This window comes from Paenibacillus pini JCM 16418 (genome assembly GCF_000576305.1).
In the GTDB taxonomy this organism is placed as follows: Bacteria; Bacillota; Bacilli; order Paenibacillales; family Paenibacillaceae; genus Paenibacillus_AQ; species Paenibacillus_AQ pini.
The window spans coordinates 1-17,053 of sequence record NZ_BAVZ01000010.1 but is presented as its reverse complement, the minus strand read 5'-3'; the positions used below and the strand labels follow the sequence as shown (position 1 = coordinate 17,053).

General features: G+C 44.8%; 16 protein-coding genes, 8 tRNA genes and 1 pseudogene. All 25 read right to left on the bottom strand.

The annotated features are described in order from the left end of the window. Positions 1-88: 88 nt before the first annotated feature. Complete coding sequence (locus JCM16418_RS14755; protein ID WP_036650330.1) at positions 89-1,036, bottom strand: ribose-phosphate diphosphokinase; 948 nt, start codon at positions 1,034-1,036, stop codon at positions 89-91. Positions 1,037-1,086: 50 nt separating this feature from the next. After that, positions 1,087-1,911: a histidinol-phosphatase HisJ gene (gene hisJ, locus JCM16418_RS14750; RefSeq protein WP_036650327.1), complete on the bottom strand. Its 825-nt coding sequence runs from the start codon at positions 1,909-1,911 to the stop codon at positions 1,087-1,089. A gap of 11 nt (positions 1,912-1,922) precedes the next feature. After that, entirely contained in the window at positions 1,923-2,624 is a 702-nt protein-coding gene (gene hisIE / locus JCM16418_RS14745; RefSeq protein ID WP_036650324.1) for a bifunctional phosphoribosyl-AMP cyclohydrolase/phosphoribosyl-ATP diphosphatase HisIE, read from the bottom strand. Next, a complete protein-coding gene (hisF, locus tag JCM16418_RS14740; protein ID WP_036650322.1) occupies positions 2,621-3,379 on the bottom strand; it encodes an imidazole glycerol phosphate synthase subunit HisF in 759 nt (252 codons plus the stop codon). Before hisF ends, hisIE begins: the two co-directional genes overlap by 4 nt. Positions 3,380-3,424: 45 nt before the next feature. After that, positions 3,425-4,156 (bottom strand): 1-(5-phosphoribosyl)-5-[(5-phosphoribosylamino)methylideneamino]imidazole-4-carboxamide isomerase, encoded by a 732-nt coding sequence (hisA, locus tag JCM16418_RS14735; protein ID WP_036650320.1) that lies wholly within the window; start codon positions 4,154-4,156, stop codon positions 3,425-3,427. A 54-nt stretch (positions 4,157-4,210) separates the two neighbouring features. Then, positions 4,211-4,831: an imidazole glycerol phosphate synthase subunit HisH gene (gene hisH, locus JCM16418_RS14730; protein WP_036650318.1), complete on the bottom strand. Its 621-nt coding sequence runs from the start codon at positions 4,829-4,831 to the stop codon at positions 4,211-4,213. A gap of 2 nt (positions 4,832-4,833) precedes the next feature. Further along, positions 4,834-5,451, bottom strand: a complete 618-nt coding sequence (gene hisB / locus JCM16418_RS14725) for an imidazoleglycerol-phosphate dehydratase HisB (RefSeq protein ID WP_052020316.1) — start codon at positions 5,449-5,451, stop codon at positions 4,834-4,836. Between the two features lies 1 nt (position 5,452). Next, a complete protein-coding gene (gene hisD / locus JCM16418_RS14720) occupies positions 5,453-6,748 on the bottom strand; it encodes a histidinol dehydrogenase (RefSeq protein ID WP_036650315.1) in 1,296 nt (431 codons plus the stop codon). A 60-nt stretch (positions 6,749-6,808) separates the two neighbouring features. Next, a complete protein-coding gene (hisG, locus tag JCM16418_RS14715) occupies positions 6,809-7,447 on the bottom strand; it encodes an ATP phosphoribosyltransferase (RefSeq protein WP_036650313.1) in 639 nt (212 codons plus the stop codon). A gap of 20 nt (positions 7,448-7,467) precedes the next feature. Beyond that, the gene (locus JCM16418_RS14710) at positions 7,468-8,652 is read right to left on the bottom strand and encodes an ATP phosphoribosyltransferase regulatory subunit (RefSeq protein WP_036650311.1); all 1,185 of its coding nucleotides are present in this window, start codon (positions 8,650-8,652) and stop codon (positions 7,468-7,470) included. A gap of 239 nt (positions 8,653-8,891) precedes the next feature. Next, positions 8,892-10,097 (bottom strand): acyltransferase, encoded by a 1,206-nt coding sequence (locus tag JCM16418_RS14705; protein WP_036650553.1) that lies wholly within the window; start codon positions 10,095-10,097, stop codon positions 8,892-8,894. Positions 10,098-10,276: 179 nt separating this feature from the next. Further along, a pseudogene (locus JCM16418_RS14700) lies at positions 10,277-10,761 on the bottom strand (acyltransferase). A 10-nt stretch (positions 10,762-10,771) separates the two neighbouring features. Beyond that, a complete protein-coding gene (gene ppaX / locus JCM16418_RS14695) occupies positions 10,772-11,407 on the bottom strand; it encodes a pyrophosphatase PpaX (RefSeq protein ID WP_036650309.1) in 636 nt (211 codons plus the stop codon). Positions 11,408-11,415: 8 nt separating this feature from the next. Beyond that, a complete protein-coding gene (gene lgt, locus JCM16418_RS14690; protein ID WP_036650307.1) occupies positions 11,416-12,447 on the bottom strand; it encodes a prolipoprotein diacylglyceryl transferase in 1,032 nt (343 codons plus the stop codon). Positions 12,448-12,458: 11 nt separating this feature from the next. Then, complete coding sequence (hprK, locus tag JCM16418_RS14685) at positions 12,459-13,397, bottom strand: HPr(Ser) kinase/phosphatase (RefSeq protein WP_036650304.1); 939 nt, start codon at positions 13,395-13,397, stop codon at positions 12,459-12,461. Between the two features lie 314 nt (positions 13,398-13,711). Further along, positions 13,712-14,836: an ABC transporter ATP-binding protein gene (locus tag JCM16418_RS14680; RefSeq protein WP_036650302.1), complete on the bottom strand. Its 1,125-nt coding sequence runs from the start codon at positions 14,834-14,836 to the stop codon at positions 13,712-13,714. A 103-nt stretch (positions 14,837-14,939) separates the two neighbouring features. Continuing rightward, a complete protein-coding gene (locus JCM16418_RS14675; RefSeq protein WP_242403854.1) occupies positions 14,940-16,025 on the bottom strand; it encodes a PucR family transcriptional regulator in 1,086 nt (361 codons plus the stop codon). Positions 16,026-16,213: 188 nt separating this feature from the next. Continuing rightward, positions 16,214-16,286, bottom strand: a tRNA-Lys gene (locus JCM16418_RS14670). 9 nt (positions 16,287-16,295) lie between these two features. Further along, positions 16,296-16,380, bottom strand: a tRNA-Tyr gene (locus JCM16418_RS14665). Between the two features lie 11 nt (positions 16,381-16,391). Continuing rightward, positions 16,392-16,464, bottom strand: a tRNA-Phe gene (locus JCM16418_RS14660). A gap of 63 nt (positions 16,465-16,527) precedes the next feature. Then, positions 16,528-16,605 (bottom strand) — tRNA-Asp (locus tag JCM16418_RS14655). 15 nt (positions 16,606-16,620) lie between these two features. After that, a tRNA-Thr gene (locus JCM16418_RS14650) sits at positions 16,621-16,696 on the bottom strand. Between the two features lie 6 nt (positions 16,697-16,702). Continuing rightward, positions 16,703-16,777 (bottom strand) — tRNA-Val (locus tag JCM16418_RS14645). A gap of 19 nt (positions 16,778-16,796) precedes the next feature. Next, positions 16,797-16,870, bottom strand: a tRNA-Met gene (locus JCM16418_RS14640). Positions 16,871-16,901: 31 nt separating this feature from the next. After that, positions 16,902-16,993 (bottom strand) — tRNA-Ser (locus tag JCM16418_RS14635). Positions 16,994-17,053: the final 60 nt, after the last annotated feature.

The following is a 17,053-nucleotide window of genomic DNA, read 5'->3' as shown; positions in this document are numbered from 1 at the left end:
TAAGTTTGAAAGAGCATCTAAGACCTAAATATAGAATCTATTTAACCCGGATATGATCTTATAATCTCGAAAAAAAAGACGCTAGGCTCTACATGCCGGCGTCTTTAAATAAGGTCGCAATTGATCCACCCTCAGTAATAATTCGGGTAGCCGTTGCAAGCATAGGAGCTACGGATAGCACATGTAAACATGCAGGTCGCTCCTCAGCTAGCGAAATCGAATCCGTAACAATGATCTGTTGAATATTAGGATGATCCAGACGCTTCAGAGCATCAACTGAAAACAAACCATGCGTTGCACATACAATCGCATCGTTGGCTCCGCGCTCTTTCAGTCCTTCCACTACTTTGACTATCGTCGTACCTGTATCAATTAAATCCTCGATAATGATTGGTGTCCGGCCTTCCACATCGCCAATGACATGTGTAATAACGGATTCGTTATGGGCGGGGCGTTTCTTGATCATTATCGCAAAGGGAGTATCCATATGATTCGCAAGCTTCTCAGCCGTCGACGCCCTACCGGCATCTGGTGAAACAATGACGGGGTTCGGTATATCTTGCGACTTCAAGTAATCACAGATCAGGTCAAGTGCCGTTAAATGATCTACGGGGATATTGAAGAATCCTTGAATCGCTGGTGCATGCAAATCAATCGTAATTACGCGGTTGGCACCTACAGTAGTTAACACATCGGCAACCATTTTGGCGGATATGGGTTCCCGTGGAGCCGATTTGCGCTCTTGGCGAGCATATCCATAGTAGGGAACGATTATATTAATCGTGCGAGCAGAAGCTCTCTTGGCCGCGTCAATCATAACCAGCAACTCTACAAATAACTCATTGATGGGATGAGAGAGGGATTGAACAAGAAAGACATCGCAGTTACGGATACTTTCCTCATAGTTGACATAGATTTCTCCACTCTTGAAGCGTGAAAGCGTGATATTGCCCAACTTCGCATTGAGCTTGTCACAAATCTCTTTTGCCAACTTAGGATTCGACGATCCCGTAAAAATGCGTAAATTCTCTTGCATATAATCCTCCGATTCCCTTACTTTTTTGTTATCTATTATACATGTAAGAACTAAATTTCAAAAGGAACCATTATACGCTTGCGCTCTTTAAACGTGGCAAGCTCTCTAAATCCGGCATTCCAGAGCGCTAAGCGCGCTTGATCCAGATTCTCACCAAGCTTCAATGGATGATGCGCATCTGATCCGAGCGTAAGCGGAATACCAAGTTGATGAGCTTCACGAAGCATCCGATTGGATGGAAACATCTCAGCACAGGGCTTTGATAAGCCTGAAGCATTCAGTTCCATAGCTACTCCACTCTTAGCAATCGAAGCTAGCGTTGCATTTTCTAGCTCCTCGACCTCAGCAGTCTGTGTAGCATTCGGGCGGTAACCAAACCGCTTGATGACATCCACATGCCCCATACTATCGTAAAATCCACTTGCGGCTGCTTTCTGTACAGCATCATAGTATATTTTGTAGACGCCAAGAATATCCTTGCCTTCCCATCCATGAACTTGCCGATGATCAGTAATATCCCATTCACCCAGAAAATGTACCGAACCAATGACGTAATCCCAAGGGTAGCTTTCTACAATTTTACGAATGTCTTCCTCATATCCCTCGATATAGTCACCCTCAAGTCCGACACGTATATCAATTTGATCACGATACTTTTCTTTCAGTTCCAGACATTCCTCTACGTACCGTGGAAGCTCAGACATTGGCATAGCCATCTCCGGATAATAGGTTGCAGGATCTACATGTAGCAACGGCATATGATCGGACAATCCAAGCTGATCAAGTCCAATCTCAATACCCTGGCGCACGTACTCTTCTAGCTGCCCTACAGCATGGCCACAGCGGACGTGATGGGTGTGGTAGTCTATATGCATTAGTCTGTCTCCTAATCCCGGCGTGGTCGCTCGTGGCGGCGATCCAGCTCTGCCATAATATCATCGAGTGGAAGCTTGCGCTCCTGAAGCAGTACAAGCAGGTGATAGATCAAGTCACTGACTTCGAGACGCAGTTCTGCATTATCCTTATTTTTCGCCGCGATAATGGTCTCGGATGCCTCTTCGCCGACCTTTTTCAAAATTTTATCTACACCCTTATCAAACAGATACGTAGTATACGCACCTTCTGGACGGTCCTTCTCACGCTCGGCAATGACCTGTTCCAATTCTTCTAGCACCGCAAATCGGTGTCTTTCGCCAGTGTCTGTAGCTTCGTTCTTCAAATCCTTTTGCGCTGGGAAAGTAATTTCACGATAGAAGCAGCTTTCTTCTCCCGTATGACAAGCAGGCCCTTTCGGTTGCACTTGGACCAATAACGTATCTCCGTCGCAATCATAATGAACTGACGTAATCTGCTGAGTATTACCTGATGTAGCACCTTTATGCCATAGTTCCTCACGGGAACGGCTCCAGAACCATGTTTCCCCGGATTCAAGCGATAACTTAAGGGACTCGCGGTTCATATAAGCCATCATTAGCACTTCTTTACTCGTAGCATCCTGAACGATCGCTGGTACCAAACCAGCCTCGTCATAACGAATATGCTCCTGTACCTGTTCTAGTGATAATTGCTGTTTCAGTACGTTACTCATCTGATTTCCACCCCTTTTATTCTTAAATCCTCTTTCAATTCCGGTATTGATATTTCCTTATAGTGAAAAATAGTCGCCGCTAATCCCGCATCAGCCTTACCATCCGTAAATACATCCATAAAATGTTCTGTTTTCCCCGCTCCACCCGAAGCAATAACCGGAATACCTACCGCATCTGCGACCGCCGAAGTCAGCTTCAGATCGAAACCATCCTTCGTCCCGTCAGCATCCATACTCGTGAGCAGAATTTCTCCAGCGCCAAGTGCTTCCACTTCTTTAACCCAGGCCAACGCCCGGATACCCGTGGACTTGCGTCCGCCATGCGTGTACACTTCCCATTCGCCCCACGCATCATTGTATTTAGCGTCTACCGCCACTACAATGCACTGAGATCCGAAACGACGTGCACCGTCTGCAATCAGCTGTGGGTTCAGAACTGCCGCCGTATTAATGCCTATTTTATCTGCTCCAGCACGTAAAATGCGCTTCATATCATCGACATGCGAGATCCCGCCGCCCACTGTAAATGGTATTGCGATTTCGCCCGCGGTCTTCCGCACAACTTCAATCATTGTAGCGCGTCCTTCAACCGAAGCTGAAATATCTAAAAATACTAGCTCATCCGCACCCTCACGGTCATACAGCGCCGCAAGCTCAACCGGATCTCCAGCATCACGCAAATTCTCAAAATTGACACCCTTCACGACCCGTCCATCCTTTACGTCAAGACACGGAATGATACGTTTTGCCAGCATGCCATCTCTTCCTCTCCATCACTCTAATCAATCACTTATGGCCTGCTATCCAATCACTCTAATAGCCTCTGCAAGATCTATATTACCTGTATATAGCGCCTTGCCTACAATGGCTCCACCTACGCCTTGCGCACTATGCTTACTGAGTTCGACTAAATCATTCAATTGAGTCACGCCGCCTGATGCAATAACATTACGACCACTACTCGTCGCTAGTGCTACAATGGCCTCAATATTCGGACCCTGCATCATTCCATCTCTAGAGATGTCTGTGAAAATAAATGTCTCCGCACCCTTCGATGCCAGTTCCTTAGCCAGAACTTCCGCCTTCACTTCCGAAGTTTCTAACCAGCCACGTGTTGCGACATAACCGTTACGAGCATCAATACCAATGGCTACTTTATCACCATAGGTGCCTAGCACCGCTTCTGTAAATGCTCGATCCTCAATCGCTGCCGTCCCAATAATGAGCCTACTCACACCGAGAGACAGTAGACGCTTTACATCCTCTAGCTTCCGAAGTCCACCACCAACCTGCACCGGAACCTGCACACCGGACGCAATAGCTGCAATGACCTCGTCATTAACAGGGTGACCTGCCTTGGCCCCATCCAAATCCACCAGATGAATATATGAACCACCTTGAGCTTCCCATGCCTTAGCAGCCTCTAGTGGACTGTCATGATACACCGTTTCTTGATTGTAATCCCCTTGCACCAGTCGTACACATTTACCGCCGCGAATATCAATAGCTGGATAGATGATAAAAGAAGACATTAGCGAACCTCCCGTTTTCCCCATAGAGTCTAATCTAGATTATTAAATCTATATTTAGGCTGACGTATCCGTCAGTTTCAAGAAATTTTGTAGTAGCTGCATTCCTACTTCGCCACTTTTTTCTGGATGGAACTGCATGCCGTAAACGGAACCCCGTCCCACAATAGCGGTGACAGGATGACCATAATCCGTTGTTGCCAGTAAATCAGCTTTCACTTCCGGAAGAACATGATACGAATGGACAAAATAGACATGCCCTTCCGCAAGTCCCGCTAGCAGCGGACTTTGCTCCTGCACAAACTGTAGCTTATTCCAGCCCATATGCGGCACCTTGTAGTCTCCACCTGTGAAGCGTACAACCTTGCCTGGCAAAATATGAAGCCCCTCATAGTTGCCATGCTCCTCGCTGCTGCTAAATAGCAGCTGCATTCCTAAGCAAATGCCGAGCAGCGGCTGCGTACCCGCTGCCACCTCTTGCACGACTGCGCCAAGTCCACTCTGCCGCAGATGCTCCATCGCGTCGCCAAAGGCACCGACGCCCGGCACAATCACGCCGCTCGCGTTTAGAATCGCTTCGCGTTCACCCGTGATCAGCGCCTCATAACCGAGGCGCTCTACTGCTTTGCTCACACTGTGCAAATTGCCCATACCATAGTCCACAATTGCAATCGTCACGACTATAGCACTCCCTTCGTTGAGGGAACCCCCGTAACACGTGGATCGATACTGGTTGCTTCGTCCAATGCACGTCCAAGTGCTTTAAAGATAGCTTCAATCATATGATGAGTGTTCTGTCCGTAATGGACAATGACATGCAGTGTAATTCTTGCCTCTAGTGCAAATTTCCACAAAAATTCATGTACGAGTTCCGTAGAGAAGCTACCTACTTGAGCAGATGGATATTCTGCCCGATATTCGAAGTGAGGACGGTTACTAACGTCAATAACCACTTGCGCAAGCGCCTCGTCCATAGGAACGAACACACTCGCATAGCGCTTAATTCCTCTTTTATCACCAAGCGCTTCGCGTAGCGTCTGTCCAAGGCAAATCCCGATATCCTCAACGGTATGGTGATCATCGATCTCAATATCTCCACGAGCCTGAACATTCAGATCAAATTGTCCGTGCTTCGTGAATAAATCCAGCATATGGTTTAGAAAAGGAACATCCGTCTCAAGCTCCGAAACTCCGCTGCCATCTACGGTAAGGGACAATGCAATATCCGTCTCATTCGTTTTGCGTTTTACACTTGAACTACGTAGGTTCTCATCTTTGATCTCGTTATTGTTAGTCATGTTATGCTCCCGCCTCTCCTACTCTTTGCAGCCTTACTTCAATAGCCCGCGCATGTGCCTCTAGCCCTTCGCGTCTCGCCAGTTCCATAATCGTTGCACCGTTCTTCATTAGTGCTTCTTTACTATAATAAATCATGCTCGATTTCTTAATAAAATCATCCACATCTACTGGGGATGAGAACCGTGCAGTACCATTCGTCGGAATAATATGATTCGGCCCAGCAAAATAATCGCCAACAGGCTCTGAACTATAAGGTCCCAAGAAGATCGCGCCAGCGTTCTCAATCATCCCTGCATAAGCCATTGGTTCTTCAACCATGATCTCTAAATGTTCCGGAGCAAGTCGATTCACGACTGAAATGCCTTCTGCTAGTGATTCCACTAGAATAATAGCGCCATAGTCACGAATCGAAGCAGCTGCAATCTCGCGACGTGGCAATAATGCTAGCTGACGCTGTACCTCCGCCGATACGGCATCTGCTAATGCCTGCGATGGAGTAACGAGAATAGCCGATGCCATCTCATCATGCTCGGCTTGCGAGAGCAGATCTGCAGCAACAAATGCCACATCCGCATGCTCATCCGCGAGCACCACGATCTCACTTGGACCCGCAATGCTGTCGATATCAACAGCGCCGTATACCTCGCGCTTCGCCAGCGCAACATAGATATTGCCCGGGCCGCAAATTTTATCGACCGGCGCAATACTTTCCGTACCATAAGCTAGCGCAGCAATTGCCTGCGCACCACCGACACGGTATATTTCGTGAACTCCGGCTTCCGCCGCTGCCACTAGAATATACGGGTCAATCCCATCCTTGCCACCCGTAGCTGGCGGCGTCACCATCACAATCTCCGGTACGCCAGCTACCTGCGCAGGGATCACATTCATAAGCACCGATGATGGGTAAGCTGCCTTACCGCCTGGTACATATACGCCCACCCGCTTCAACGGACGAATAATTTGCCCCAGAATACTCCCATCGGGCTGCAAATCCATCCATGAATTCCGCTTCTCACGGTTGTGAAAGGCACGAATGTTATGAGCCGCCGCCGATATAGCCTCCACAAAGGAAGGCTCTACTCGAGCATAAGCTGCCTGCAGTTCCTCAGGGGTAACACGTAGCTGTGATGCCTCAAGCTGTGTACGGTCTAGCTCGGCAGTGTAACGAAGCAGCGCGGCATCGCCTTCTTGCTTCACATCCTGCACAATTTGCTTCGCCCGTTCATTTTGCTCAGGTGTGCCGTAATCCACTTCGCGTCGCAAGTCAAAATCCTTTACATTTACTATGTTCATTTCAAACGGCTCCCTTCCCTAAACACATCTTATCTACATACTCATTTCAATCTAGTGAAGTTAGTTAGTCACATTACCGCCAATTACTTGCTGTAGTCTATCGCACAGAGACTGAATTTGTCCGTTTTTCATGCGATAGCTTACCCGATTAGCCACTAAACGGCTCGTAATCTCAAAAATTGGATTCATTTCGACAAGTCCGTTTTCCTGCAACGTCTGGCCGGTTTCTACCATATCTACAATCCGATCAGCTAGCCCAATTAGCGGAGCCAATTCAATCGAACCATTTAGTTTGATCACTTCAACCTGCTGCCCCTGCTCACGGAAATACCGAGAAGCCACATTCGGATATTTCGTTGCTACACGCTGCTGAATACCAGGCTGCCAATTCGGCAAACCGATCACCGACATTCTGCAACGTGCAATACCGAGATCTAACAGCTCATATATATCCCTGTCTTCCTCAAGCAGTACGTCTTTTCCTACAATTCCGATATCTGCCGCGCCATATTCTACATACGTAGGAACATCTACTGGTTTAGCCAGGATAAATTCCATATTTAGCTCTGGCAATGAAATAACGAGTTTGCGCGTCTCATCCACTTCAAGCGGGATATCTAATCCAGCCTCGCGGAACAAAGCCGCAGCCTTCTTATAAATTCTCCCTTTAGGCATGGCAACCTTCAAAATATCCGTCAATTTGACCCCTCCTCTTCTATTTATCTAGATGATGATTCAAAAGTAAGGATTTGCTCATATTTGCTCATATCTTGATCGAAGCGATTCGCCTCTTCATTTTCCGATAGTAAGCGAGTAACTACAGTTGTTCCTTCAGCACGTAGCGCAGCCGCCTTATTAAGCCCCTGTTTACGCTCTCCAGCACTGTACTGAACTAAGACTGGAAGCTTAACCTGCTCCTTCAAGCCGTGCACTCCATCGAGTATGCGGTTCGTTTTAAGCGCGAACCCAGTCGCTGGAACATTTCTGCCAAACTGCTGTAAAAGGTTATCGTAACGTCCTCCGCTACAAACCGGAAAACCAAGCTCTGAAGCATATCCTTCAAACGTCATACCTGTATAGTAGGAGAAGTCTCCGATCATCGTTAAATCAATAAGCACATGTTCCGAAACCCCATAAGCCTCAAGTACTTCCCATACCTTGCAAAGGTGGCTGATGGATGCGCGTGCGAGAGGATGTCCTGTAAGATCAAGCGCCTGATCGCATATTTCTTTACCACCACGTAGGCGTAAAATACCATCTAGTTCATTCTCCTGAGCCTGCGGTAATCCCAGTTCTACAATTTGACTACGAAAACCCACATAGTCACGGCTGAGTAGTCCCTTTTTAAGCGATTCTTGCTCGCTACTCCGTCCTGCTAGAACCTCTTCAAACAGTCCATTGAGGAATCCGACATGACCCATCGCAATTTTAAAAGAAGTTACGCCTGCGGCCTGTAGCGATTCAATGGCTAATGCCACTACTTCAGCATCCGCTTCAGGTGAATCATCCCCGACCAGCTCAACACCCGTCTGAAAAAACTCCGCTTCACGTCCCGCTTCCTCTTCAATAGCACGGAATACATTCGCATGATAAGACAACCGCAGCGGAAGTGGCTCTTCCTTCATTAAAGAAGACACTACACGGGCTATAGGTGCAGTCATATCCGATCGTAGAACCAGCGTTGTACCACGGTTATTTAACAGTTTAAATAGCTTTTGATCTGACGTAGAACTAGCCACGCCCACCGTATCATAATATTCCATTGTAGGCGTCATAATTTGCTCATATCCCCAGCGACTCATGCAAGCCAGCACATTGTGTTCAATGCTGCGTAGTTTCGCCACAGCGTAAGGGACATAATCACGGACACCGGTCGGTTTTTCGAAACCTTTAGGTTTGGACATATCAATTCACCCCGAATTTATACTTTAGCACTGCGAAGTGCTACCAGTCTACCAAATTAAAGAATATTGGATATCTTAACACGAAACCCCATCTCAGTCAACGATCTAGACATTTGAATGAACAACGATTCCAACTTCTTTTCCAACCTATGAAAAAGTAGACCGCCCATATCATTTTGGACAGTCTACTTTATTATAAATGTTTCCATATTCAACTTCACAGAAGTTTTACTGCATAATTAGCTTTTTAAATTCTCTTTTCGTCTATTTATCGTCTGCTTCTTAGGCATTGCCGGAATTGAGCCGAAGAATATCCAAGACCACTTCGCATATTTGAAGAACAGATGAACGATAATCCAAGAAACGACCAGTGCAACAAGCCACTCTAAGAAGATATAGCCCACGTATTGTAAGCTACCACCGTGGAAAACCCATTTACGATATAGGAACAACAAGAATGGATGCAATAGAAAAATACCGAATGAGCATGCACCGATTGATGACAAACCTCGCCGTAACAGCTGCCCACCACGTCGATACAGAAGGAATGAGAGCTGCATCAGTACAATTGCAGACAGCATGGAATGAATATCCCAAACAAACTCATACCAAAGCGTATTTACCGAAGTTCCTGTCGTATTCAACTGATAATACAAACCTACGTGAATCGTACCGACCACGACCCAGGCCAACCATAGGATAATCCAGACTATGCCTTTCGCGCTAAGGAAACCTTTACTCGTCATAATCAGCCAATCTTTAAGTCTACTGTAATATACAGCAATGGCTGCCCCGAATAGAAAGAAGGCCATATACGATAAAACGATACTACCTTTCGGTAAAGGCAGATTGCGAATCCCCTGTGGTACAACACCTGCTTGTGGCAAATGGAATCCATACTTGTATAAATACACGAATATCCACTGTATACCAAACCCGATAATGGCGAGCCATGGGAGCAATTTACGTTGTTTCTGAAACAATAATAATAATAGAGGAAACAAAACATAGAGCTGGATCATTATAACTACATAATACAGATGCGTATGCGCAGTTCCTTTTAATAAATGGACACCGAATTGACGAAGGATTTGAAGAAACGGTAGATCCATTTCCTTCTTCCTATACAATTGCAAAGCGTAATAAAAGGCTGAAAACATAAAGTATGGCACCAAAATATATAAGAGCCGTTTCGTATAGAACTTCTTAAACGTAGCACCATCCAAAGGTCTGTCTATGTAATTATAAAATAGCACAAATCCACTCAGGAAAATAAAGACAGGAACTGCAAATTTACTAAACACATTCATAAACAGAAATGGATAATAGGATGAAGTATTTATGGTTGCAGCCAAGGTCTGGGACGTCGCATGAATAGCTACTACAGCCATTATGGCAAATGAACGGAATACATCTAGCTCGTTAATGCGCTCTTTTTTAATCAAGGCCAAATTTCTCTCCTTAGGGTTCAGTTTATAAAAAAAGTATACACCGCTTCAGGTACCTAGTCCAATGTAGGAATGTATATTTTTGTAACTCCTTAAGGAATTACCCAATAAAAAAACATCCAAAGAAAGCATCTTTGAATGTTCATTATCTACTCACCACTTGCGTTAAAGTAACACTAGTTACGTTCAATTACACGTAGAGGGTTCCCGCCAACAAAGGCACCTGCCTCCACATCTTTATGGACCACCGATCCAGCAGCAACTACTGCACCGTCTCCTATTGTAACACCAGGAAGGATAGTCGTGTTTGCTCCAATAAGGACCCGTTCACCAATGATAACCTCACCTAGACGGTACTCATCAATTAGGTATTCATGAGCCAGAATTGTCGTGTTATACCCTATAACCGAATTGTCACCAACTGTTATCTTTTCAGGAAAAACACATCTACCATCACCATCAGTCCAAATGCCGAATGCTTTCCGACTTTCATCCCTAGCAGATGACGATAAATCCAGTTCTTGATGGTTAGTACCGGGCAATAACGGGCAATTTGGATGCAGATGAAATTTTTAATACCCTTCCATGGGCTGACGGTTTTATATATTTGCCACAGCGCGTTAGGGCCTTCCACTGGATAACGGGTCACTTTTCTAGCCATCATCCTGCTCCTAATCCACTAATGAATACAGATCATTCATCTCATGTAAAATATAGTTCGGATTGTACTCCTTAAGTACGTCTTCACCCTTCAATGACCAGATCACACCTGCGGACTGCACGCCAGCAGCCTGTGCTGCCAGAATATCCACAGGGCTATCTCCAACCATAAGCGTATGCTCGGGATCAGCGCCCAGAGCCTCTACTGCTTTCAGAACTGGCTCTGGATGCGGCTTTGGATGTTCAACATCTGTCACAGTCACAACGACCTTCATGTACTGACTAAGGCCGAACATATCTAGCACTTTCAAAGACCCTGGGCGGTTTTTTGTCGTCACAACACCCATTGTAATCCCTCGATCGTGTAGCCCTTTAATCACATCAAGCACTTGCGGAAATGGCTGCACCATTGCTTCATGATGCTCACTGCTATAATCTCTATAAGCTCCTAGTAATGAAGTAACATCCCCACTGCCTGAAAAATGCTGCAGCTGCTGCTCAAGCGTCATCCCCATCTTGGGGATGATCTGTTCCCTAGTCAATGGCGTAGGCCGATGATGCTCGAGCACTTGAATGAAAGAACTAATGATCAATTCATTTGTATCAATAATTGTACCGTCCAAATCGAAAAGTATGGTATTTATCATGCTGCAAACTACTCCTTTTTCTCCTCTGGATCTTGCACCGGCACATTTTCATGTACTACTAATGGTTTATCTTCCTTCTCCGCAGATGCTGCCAATGTTGTGTCTGGCACCACATCGGTCTTATCTTTTGTAGACACAATGGGATCGAGGTAATGAGGTTTAGGGTTACCCGTTGTACGGCGAATCATGATCCACACAATGGCCACGATAATAATTAAAATGGCGAGCAACTGCGAAATACGTACGTTTCCATATGCCGCATCAAGCGTACCATGCTCAAAACCCATCCATTCCATAGGCTTCCATAAACCATCAACGATGGCTGCCAACCAGTCTGGTCCCTTAAAGGCCAAACTATCGGTACGTAATCCTTCAATGAAGAATCGACCAATCGAATACCAGATAAAATAAGAAAGAAATAATTCAGCCGAACGTAAAAATTTCTGTCTACGTAATACTAACAGGATAAAAATACCTACCAGACTCCACAGCGATTCATATAGAAAAGTCGGATGATGATATACACCCTCTACATTCATTTGATTCACTATAAAGTTTGGTAAGTGAAGATTGTTGCGTAGAAAAGACTCTTCTACTACGCCGCCATAGGCTTCTTGGTTTACAAAGTTCCCCCAGCGTCCGATCATTTGACCGAGAAGCAGTCCTGGGGCACAAATATCCGCAATACGCCAGAAATTATAACCCTTGTATTTGAAATATATGACTGCACATATAATAGCCCCGATTAAAGCTCCATAGATGGCAATTCCACCATTCCAAATCTTAAACACATCGACTATATTATCTTTGTAATCATCCCACTTGAATGCCACAAAATAGATACGTGCACCAATAATAGCTGATGGAACACCGAGCAGTAGCATATCCATGAAAAATTCAGGTGTGATGCCAAATCTCTTGCCTTCACGGATTACAAGCATCAATCCAGCGAGCGCACCTAGGCCAAGAATCAACCCGTACCAGTGAACTGACAAGGATCCGATATTGAAAGCAATCGGATTTAGTAACAAAGTGGCCATTTTTCACTCTCCTAATCCATATCATCCATATCTTCAGCAATCGTTGCAGTTAACTTATTCGTAAATTGAAGTGCCGCATTGAGACCCATCTGTTTCAAGCGATAGTTCATTGCTGCTACTTCAATAATAACTGCCAAGTTTCGTCCAGGACGTACAGGGATCGTAACCAAAGGGATATCTGTATCGATAATACGAGTGGTCTCCTCGTCTAATCCTAAACGATCATACTGTTTATCCTGCTGCCAAGCCTCTAATCTAACAACAAGCGTAATACGTTTGTTATTACGAATGGCTCCGGCTCCAAAAAGAGTCATTACATTAATAATTCCGACTCCACGAATTTCAAGTAAGTGGCGAATAAGTTCTGGCGCGGATCCGTGAAGCTGGTTGTCCGACGTCTGGCGAATCTCAACCGCATCATCCGCAATCAGACGATGGCCCCTCTTCACCAACTCAAGCGCAGTTTCACTCTTACCAATTCCACTGGTACCTGTAATAAGCATGCCCACACCATTCACATCACATAAAACACCATGGATGGTCGTAGTAGGTGCAAGCTTTCTCTCTAAGAAACCAGTAATGCGGCTGGAAAGAATCGTTGTAGCCATATTACTACGCAACACAGGTATATCTCTCACCTGACTGATTGCAATTAATTCCTCCGGCACTTCCAGCGTTCTTGTAACCACAACGCATGGTGTATGCTCGCCGCATAGGCGCTCCATTCGATCTTTTCGCTCCTCAGCGGTTAGCATGGCGAAGAAAGCAAGTTCCGTTCTACCTAGCAACTGAACACGTTCTTGTGGATGATATTCAAAATATCCTGCCATTTCAAGGCCCGGTCTATTTAAATCGTCTGTTGTGATGCCGCGTTTCAAGCCCTGTTCTCCCGAAATGACTTCCAGCTGAAACTGTTGTACCAATTCCGATACTTTAACCTTTTTAGCCATCGCTGCATCGTGCCCCCTTTGCTTAACAATCTGCTATATGTATATCCAGTTATGATTAATATCCGAAAAATTATATAATTCTCCAATGTACTTATCGTAAATGAAATTGCCAATGATTGCAATGTTCGTAGATGCTTCCTTCTACATGTAATTCTTACTATAATTCACTCAAAGATAACCTTAACTATCTCTTTGTTTTCCAGCAAGTTAGTAAGCATAAGGAGTATTTAATACCCGCCCAAAATCCATATTTACTTCAAACCTGATATTAAAAAAGCCGCCCTCTCGGGCGGCTCTTATCAGTTCGATCTGAATTAGTCAGTTATTAACACGTTCAGTTCGGACTCTTTATCAAAGATATGAATTTTGTTCATATCAATAGCAAGACGAACGCTGTTACCATCACGAGTATTAGAACGACCGTCTACACGAGCGATAACTGTATCTTTACCCAAACCACTCAAGTAAAGGAGCATTTCATGACCCAAGTTTTCAGTTACGTCAACGTGGGAAGTGAAGATTGTGTTTGGTGAAGCTTCAAGGAATACAGGCTCTTCGTGAATATCTTCAGGACGAACGCCCATAATCACTTCTTTACCCATATATCCTTTATTCTTAAGCAATTGTGCTTTGCCGCCTGGAACTTCAACGTCTAAGCCTTCGGAACGGAAGCGTACCGAGCCGTTTTGCTCATTCAATGTACCCGTAATAAAGTTCATTGTTGGAGATCCGATAAATCCAGCAACGAATAGGTTGGTTGGACTATTATATAATACTTCTGGAGAAGCTGCTTGTTGAATAATACCATCTTGCATAACAACAATCCGATCACCCATTGTCATAGCTTCGGTTTGGTCATGCGTTACATAGATACAAGTAGTCTCAAGACGTTTTACCAGTTTAGTGATCTCAGCGCGCATTTGACCACGTAGTTTTGCATCCAAGTTGGAAAGTGGCTCATCCATCAAGAAGACTTGCGGATCACGCACGATTGCGCGTCCCAAGGCAACACGTTGACGCTGACCACCCGAAAGTGCCTTCGGTTTACGGTCAAGCAAGTGCTCGATGTCCAAAATTTTTGCAGCTTCACGTACACGTTTGTCGATATCATCTTTTTTAACTTTACGTAGTTTCAGACCAAATGCCATGTTCTGATATACGTTCATATGAGGATACAACGCGTAAGATTGGAATACCATTGCGATATCGCGGTCTTTCGGTGCAACGTCATTCACAACGCGGTCGCCGATATAAAGTTTACCTTCAGAGATTTCTTCCAGACCAGCAATCATCCGCAAAGTTGTGGATTTACCGCAACCAGATGGTCCTACTAGAACTAGAAATTCTTTATCTTGAATATCAAGACTGATATCAATTACCGTTGCTTTGTCGGAACCCGGATATTTCTTGAAGATATGCTCTAAACGTACACCTGCCATTATATTTGCCCCCTATGTGGTTAATTATGAAATCGAATACATTTGTTATACCTATCTTACCGAACATCGCCCAGACTGGCTATCCACAAACTGCACAAAAAACCTATTTTCTTTTCGTCACTTTATACAATAGCATCGTCAATTTGACCAAAACAGCATCCCCAAAGCTCCGAACGTCCAGTCCTGTCTCCTGTTTAATCTTATCTAAACGATAAAGAAGCGTATTGCGATGAATATATAGTCGCTTTGCCGTTTCACTTACATTACAGTCCAATTGAAAAAAAGTTTCTAGCGTCGCTAATGTCTCACTATCAGTAAATAACACCCCATGATCTCCAGCCTGATCCAAAAATCTGCGCCGTTGCACAGGTGGAATACTGTAGATCAATCGTTCGAGCAGTAACTCCCAAGGGAAGTGGACATGCTCCGTAACATGAAAGGTTCGTCCCAGAAAAATGGTCTCCCGCAGCATCCCTACCATGGAAGGAAGAGATTTAACAGGAGAAAATACAGGAGCTAACGCTAAATGGAAAGTTCCCACCCACTCACTTGCAATCAGTTCATATAGACCAAGTCCAAAAGCCGATAGCATATCTGTTTCCGATTCTACTCCATCATCGTCCTTCTCATCATTACCACCAGCTACTAGTTCTTTACGAGCAAGAACCAACCATTCTTGTTCACGTAAAGGAATAAGAATCACATCACCATCAAAATAACTACGGAGAAGACGCTTCAAAGCTGTACTGCTTACCTCAGTTATATGAATACTCTCGCATATCAAAAGAAATGGAACCATGTCTACGCCAAGACGTCGTTTGAATTCTAGATCATCTGGAAGCTCTGCTTCTCCTTGCTCAAGTTCAAGTTGTGCCTGAATCCATTGGCTTAAGCGTAAAATCCCACGTTCTTCTTCGCCATGGGCACTCAACGGTTCTTCACGCTGCTGCCGAACTAGCATTGCTATTAGTTGCATCACTTCAGAACTTATGCAATCACTTTTTACCTCAAATACATGTAATACACCATTCTTTACATACAGTGGAAACCAAGTAAATTCGTCTATGTTCAGAAAATCTTGTAATAGACGTTCTGCTGAATACATCAATTCAGATTGAGGTTTACTCAGTTCTTTCATGCGTATGGATGAGCCGATTATAAGTTCTAACTTACTCCGTAATGTCTCCATCTCTACCATTGATGATATCCACCACTTTACCGTTTTTCTTCCTATTCTATCATATCCTTGGTTAAAAACAGCAAATAAGGCTTCCTCATTTGGATTTTCTAGGTATCAAGAAACATTATATCAGATTGCTAATTAAAATAAATAAATACAAAAAAACCGATAACCTAAGGTTATCGGTTCTACTGTGATGAGCCATGTAGGATTCGAACCTACGACACCCTGATTAAAAGTCAGGTGCTCTACCAACTGAGCTAATGGCTCTTATAAAACTGGTGGAGGATGATGGATTCGAACCACCGAACTCGAAGAGAGCAGATTTACAGTCTGCCGTGTTTAGCCACTTCACTAATCCTCCAAAATAAAAGGTGGCTCGGGACGGAATCGAACCGCCGACACGAGGATTTTCAGTCCTCTGCTCTACCGACTGAGCTACCGAGCCATACATACAAAAACAAAGTGGTATGTTTCTTTCCCACTTTCATTTGTGGAAATTCATAAATAATGGCGGAACCGACGGGATTCGAACCCGCGATCTCCTGCGTGACAGGCAGGCATGTTAGGCCAACTACACCACGGTTCCGCAATATTATTTAAATGGTGCCGGCGAGAGGACTTGAACCCCCAACCTACTGATTACAAGTCAGTTGCTCTACCAGTTGAGCTACACCGGCACATTATGGTGGAGGCTGAGGGGATCGAACCCCCGACCCTCTGCTTGTAAGGCAGATGCTCTCCCAGCTGAGCTAAGCTCCATAATATGTAAGGTAAAAATAGCGGCGAAGGGGATCGAACCCCCGACCTCACGGGTATGAACCGTACGCTCTAGCCAGCTGAGCTACACCGCCATATTAAAGAAAAACAATTTTATAAATCAGATGGCGGAGAGAGAGGGATTCGAACCCTCGCACCGCTTACGCAGTCTAACCCCTTAGCAGAGGGTCCCCTTATAGCCACTTGGGTATCTCTCCAAGCATAAATCTTAGTATACCCAATAAAGGCTATTCTAAAGATTTTATCTGATTCATTAT

Coding starts and splice junctions, on each gene's coding strand:
- JCM16418_RS14755 (WP_036650330.1), bottom strand. CDS start 1,036: ATGCAAGAGAATTTACGCATTTTTACGGGATCGTCGAATCCTAAGTTG.
- hisJ (WP_036650327.1), bottom strand. CDS start 1,911: ATGCATATAGACTACCACACCCATCACGTCCGCTGTGGCCATGCTGTA.
- hisIE (WP_036650324.1), bottom strand. CDS start 2,624: ATGAGTAACGTACTGAAACAGCAATTATCACTAGAACAGGTACAGGAG.
- hisF (WP_036650322.1), bottom strand. CDS start 3,379: ATGCTGGCAAAACGTATCATTCCGTGTCTTGACGTAAAGGATGGACGG.
- hisA (WP_036650320.1), bottom strand. CDS start 4,156: ATGTCTTCTTTTATCATCTATCCAGCTATTGATATTCGCGGCGGTAAA.
- hisB (WP_052020316.1), bottom strand. CDS start 5,451: ATGACTAACAATAACGAGATCAAAGATGAGAACCTACGTAGTTCAAGT.
- hisD (WP_036650315.1), bottom strand. CDS start 6,748: ATGAACATAGTAAATGTAAAGGATTTTGACTTGCGACGCGAAGTGGAT.
- JCM16418_RS14710 (WP_036650311.1), bottom strand. CDS start 8,652: ATGTCCAAACCTAAAGGTTTCGAAAAACCGACCGGTGTCCGTGATTAT.
- ppaX (WP_036650309.1), bottom strand. CDS start 11,407: ATGATAAATACCATACTTTTCGATTTGGACGGTACAATTATTGATACA.
- lgt (WP_036650307.1), bottom strand. CDS start 12,447: ATGGCCACTTTGTTACTAAATCCGATTGCTTTCAATATCGGATCCTTG.
- hprK (WP_036650304.1), bottom strand. CDS start 13,397: ATGGCTAAAAAGGTTAAAGTATCGGAATTGGTACAACAGTTTCAGCTG.
- JCM16418_RS14680 (WP_036650302.1), bottom strand. CDS start 14,836: ATGGCAGGTGTACGTTTAGAGCATATCTTCAAGAAATATCCGGGTTCC.
- JCM16418_RS14675 (WP_242403854.1), bottom strand. CDS start 16,025: ATGGAGACATTACGGAGTAAGTTAGAACTTATAATCGGCTCATCCATA.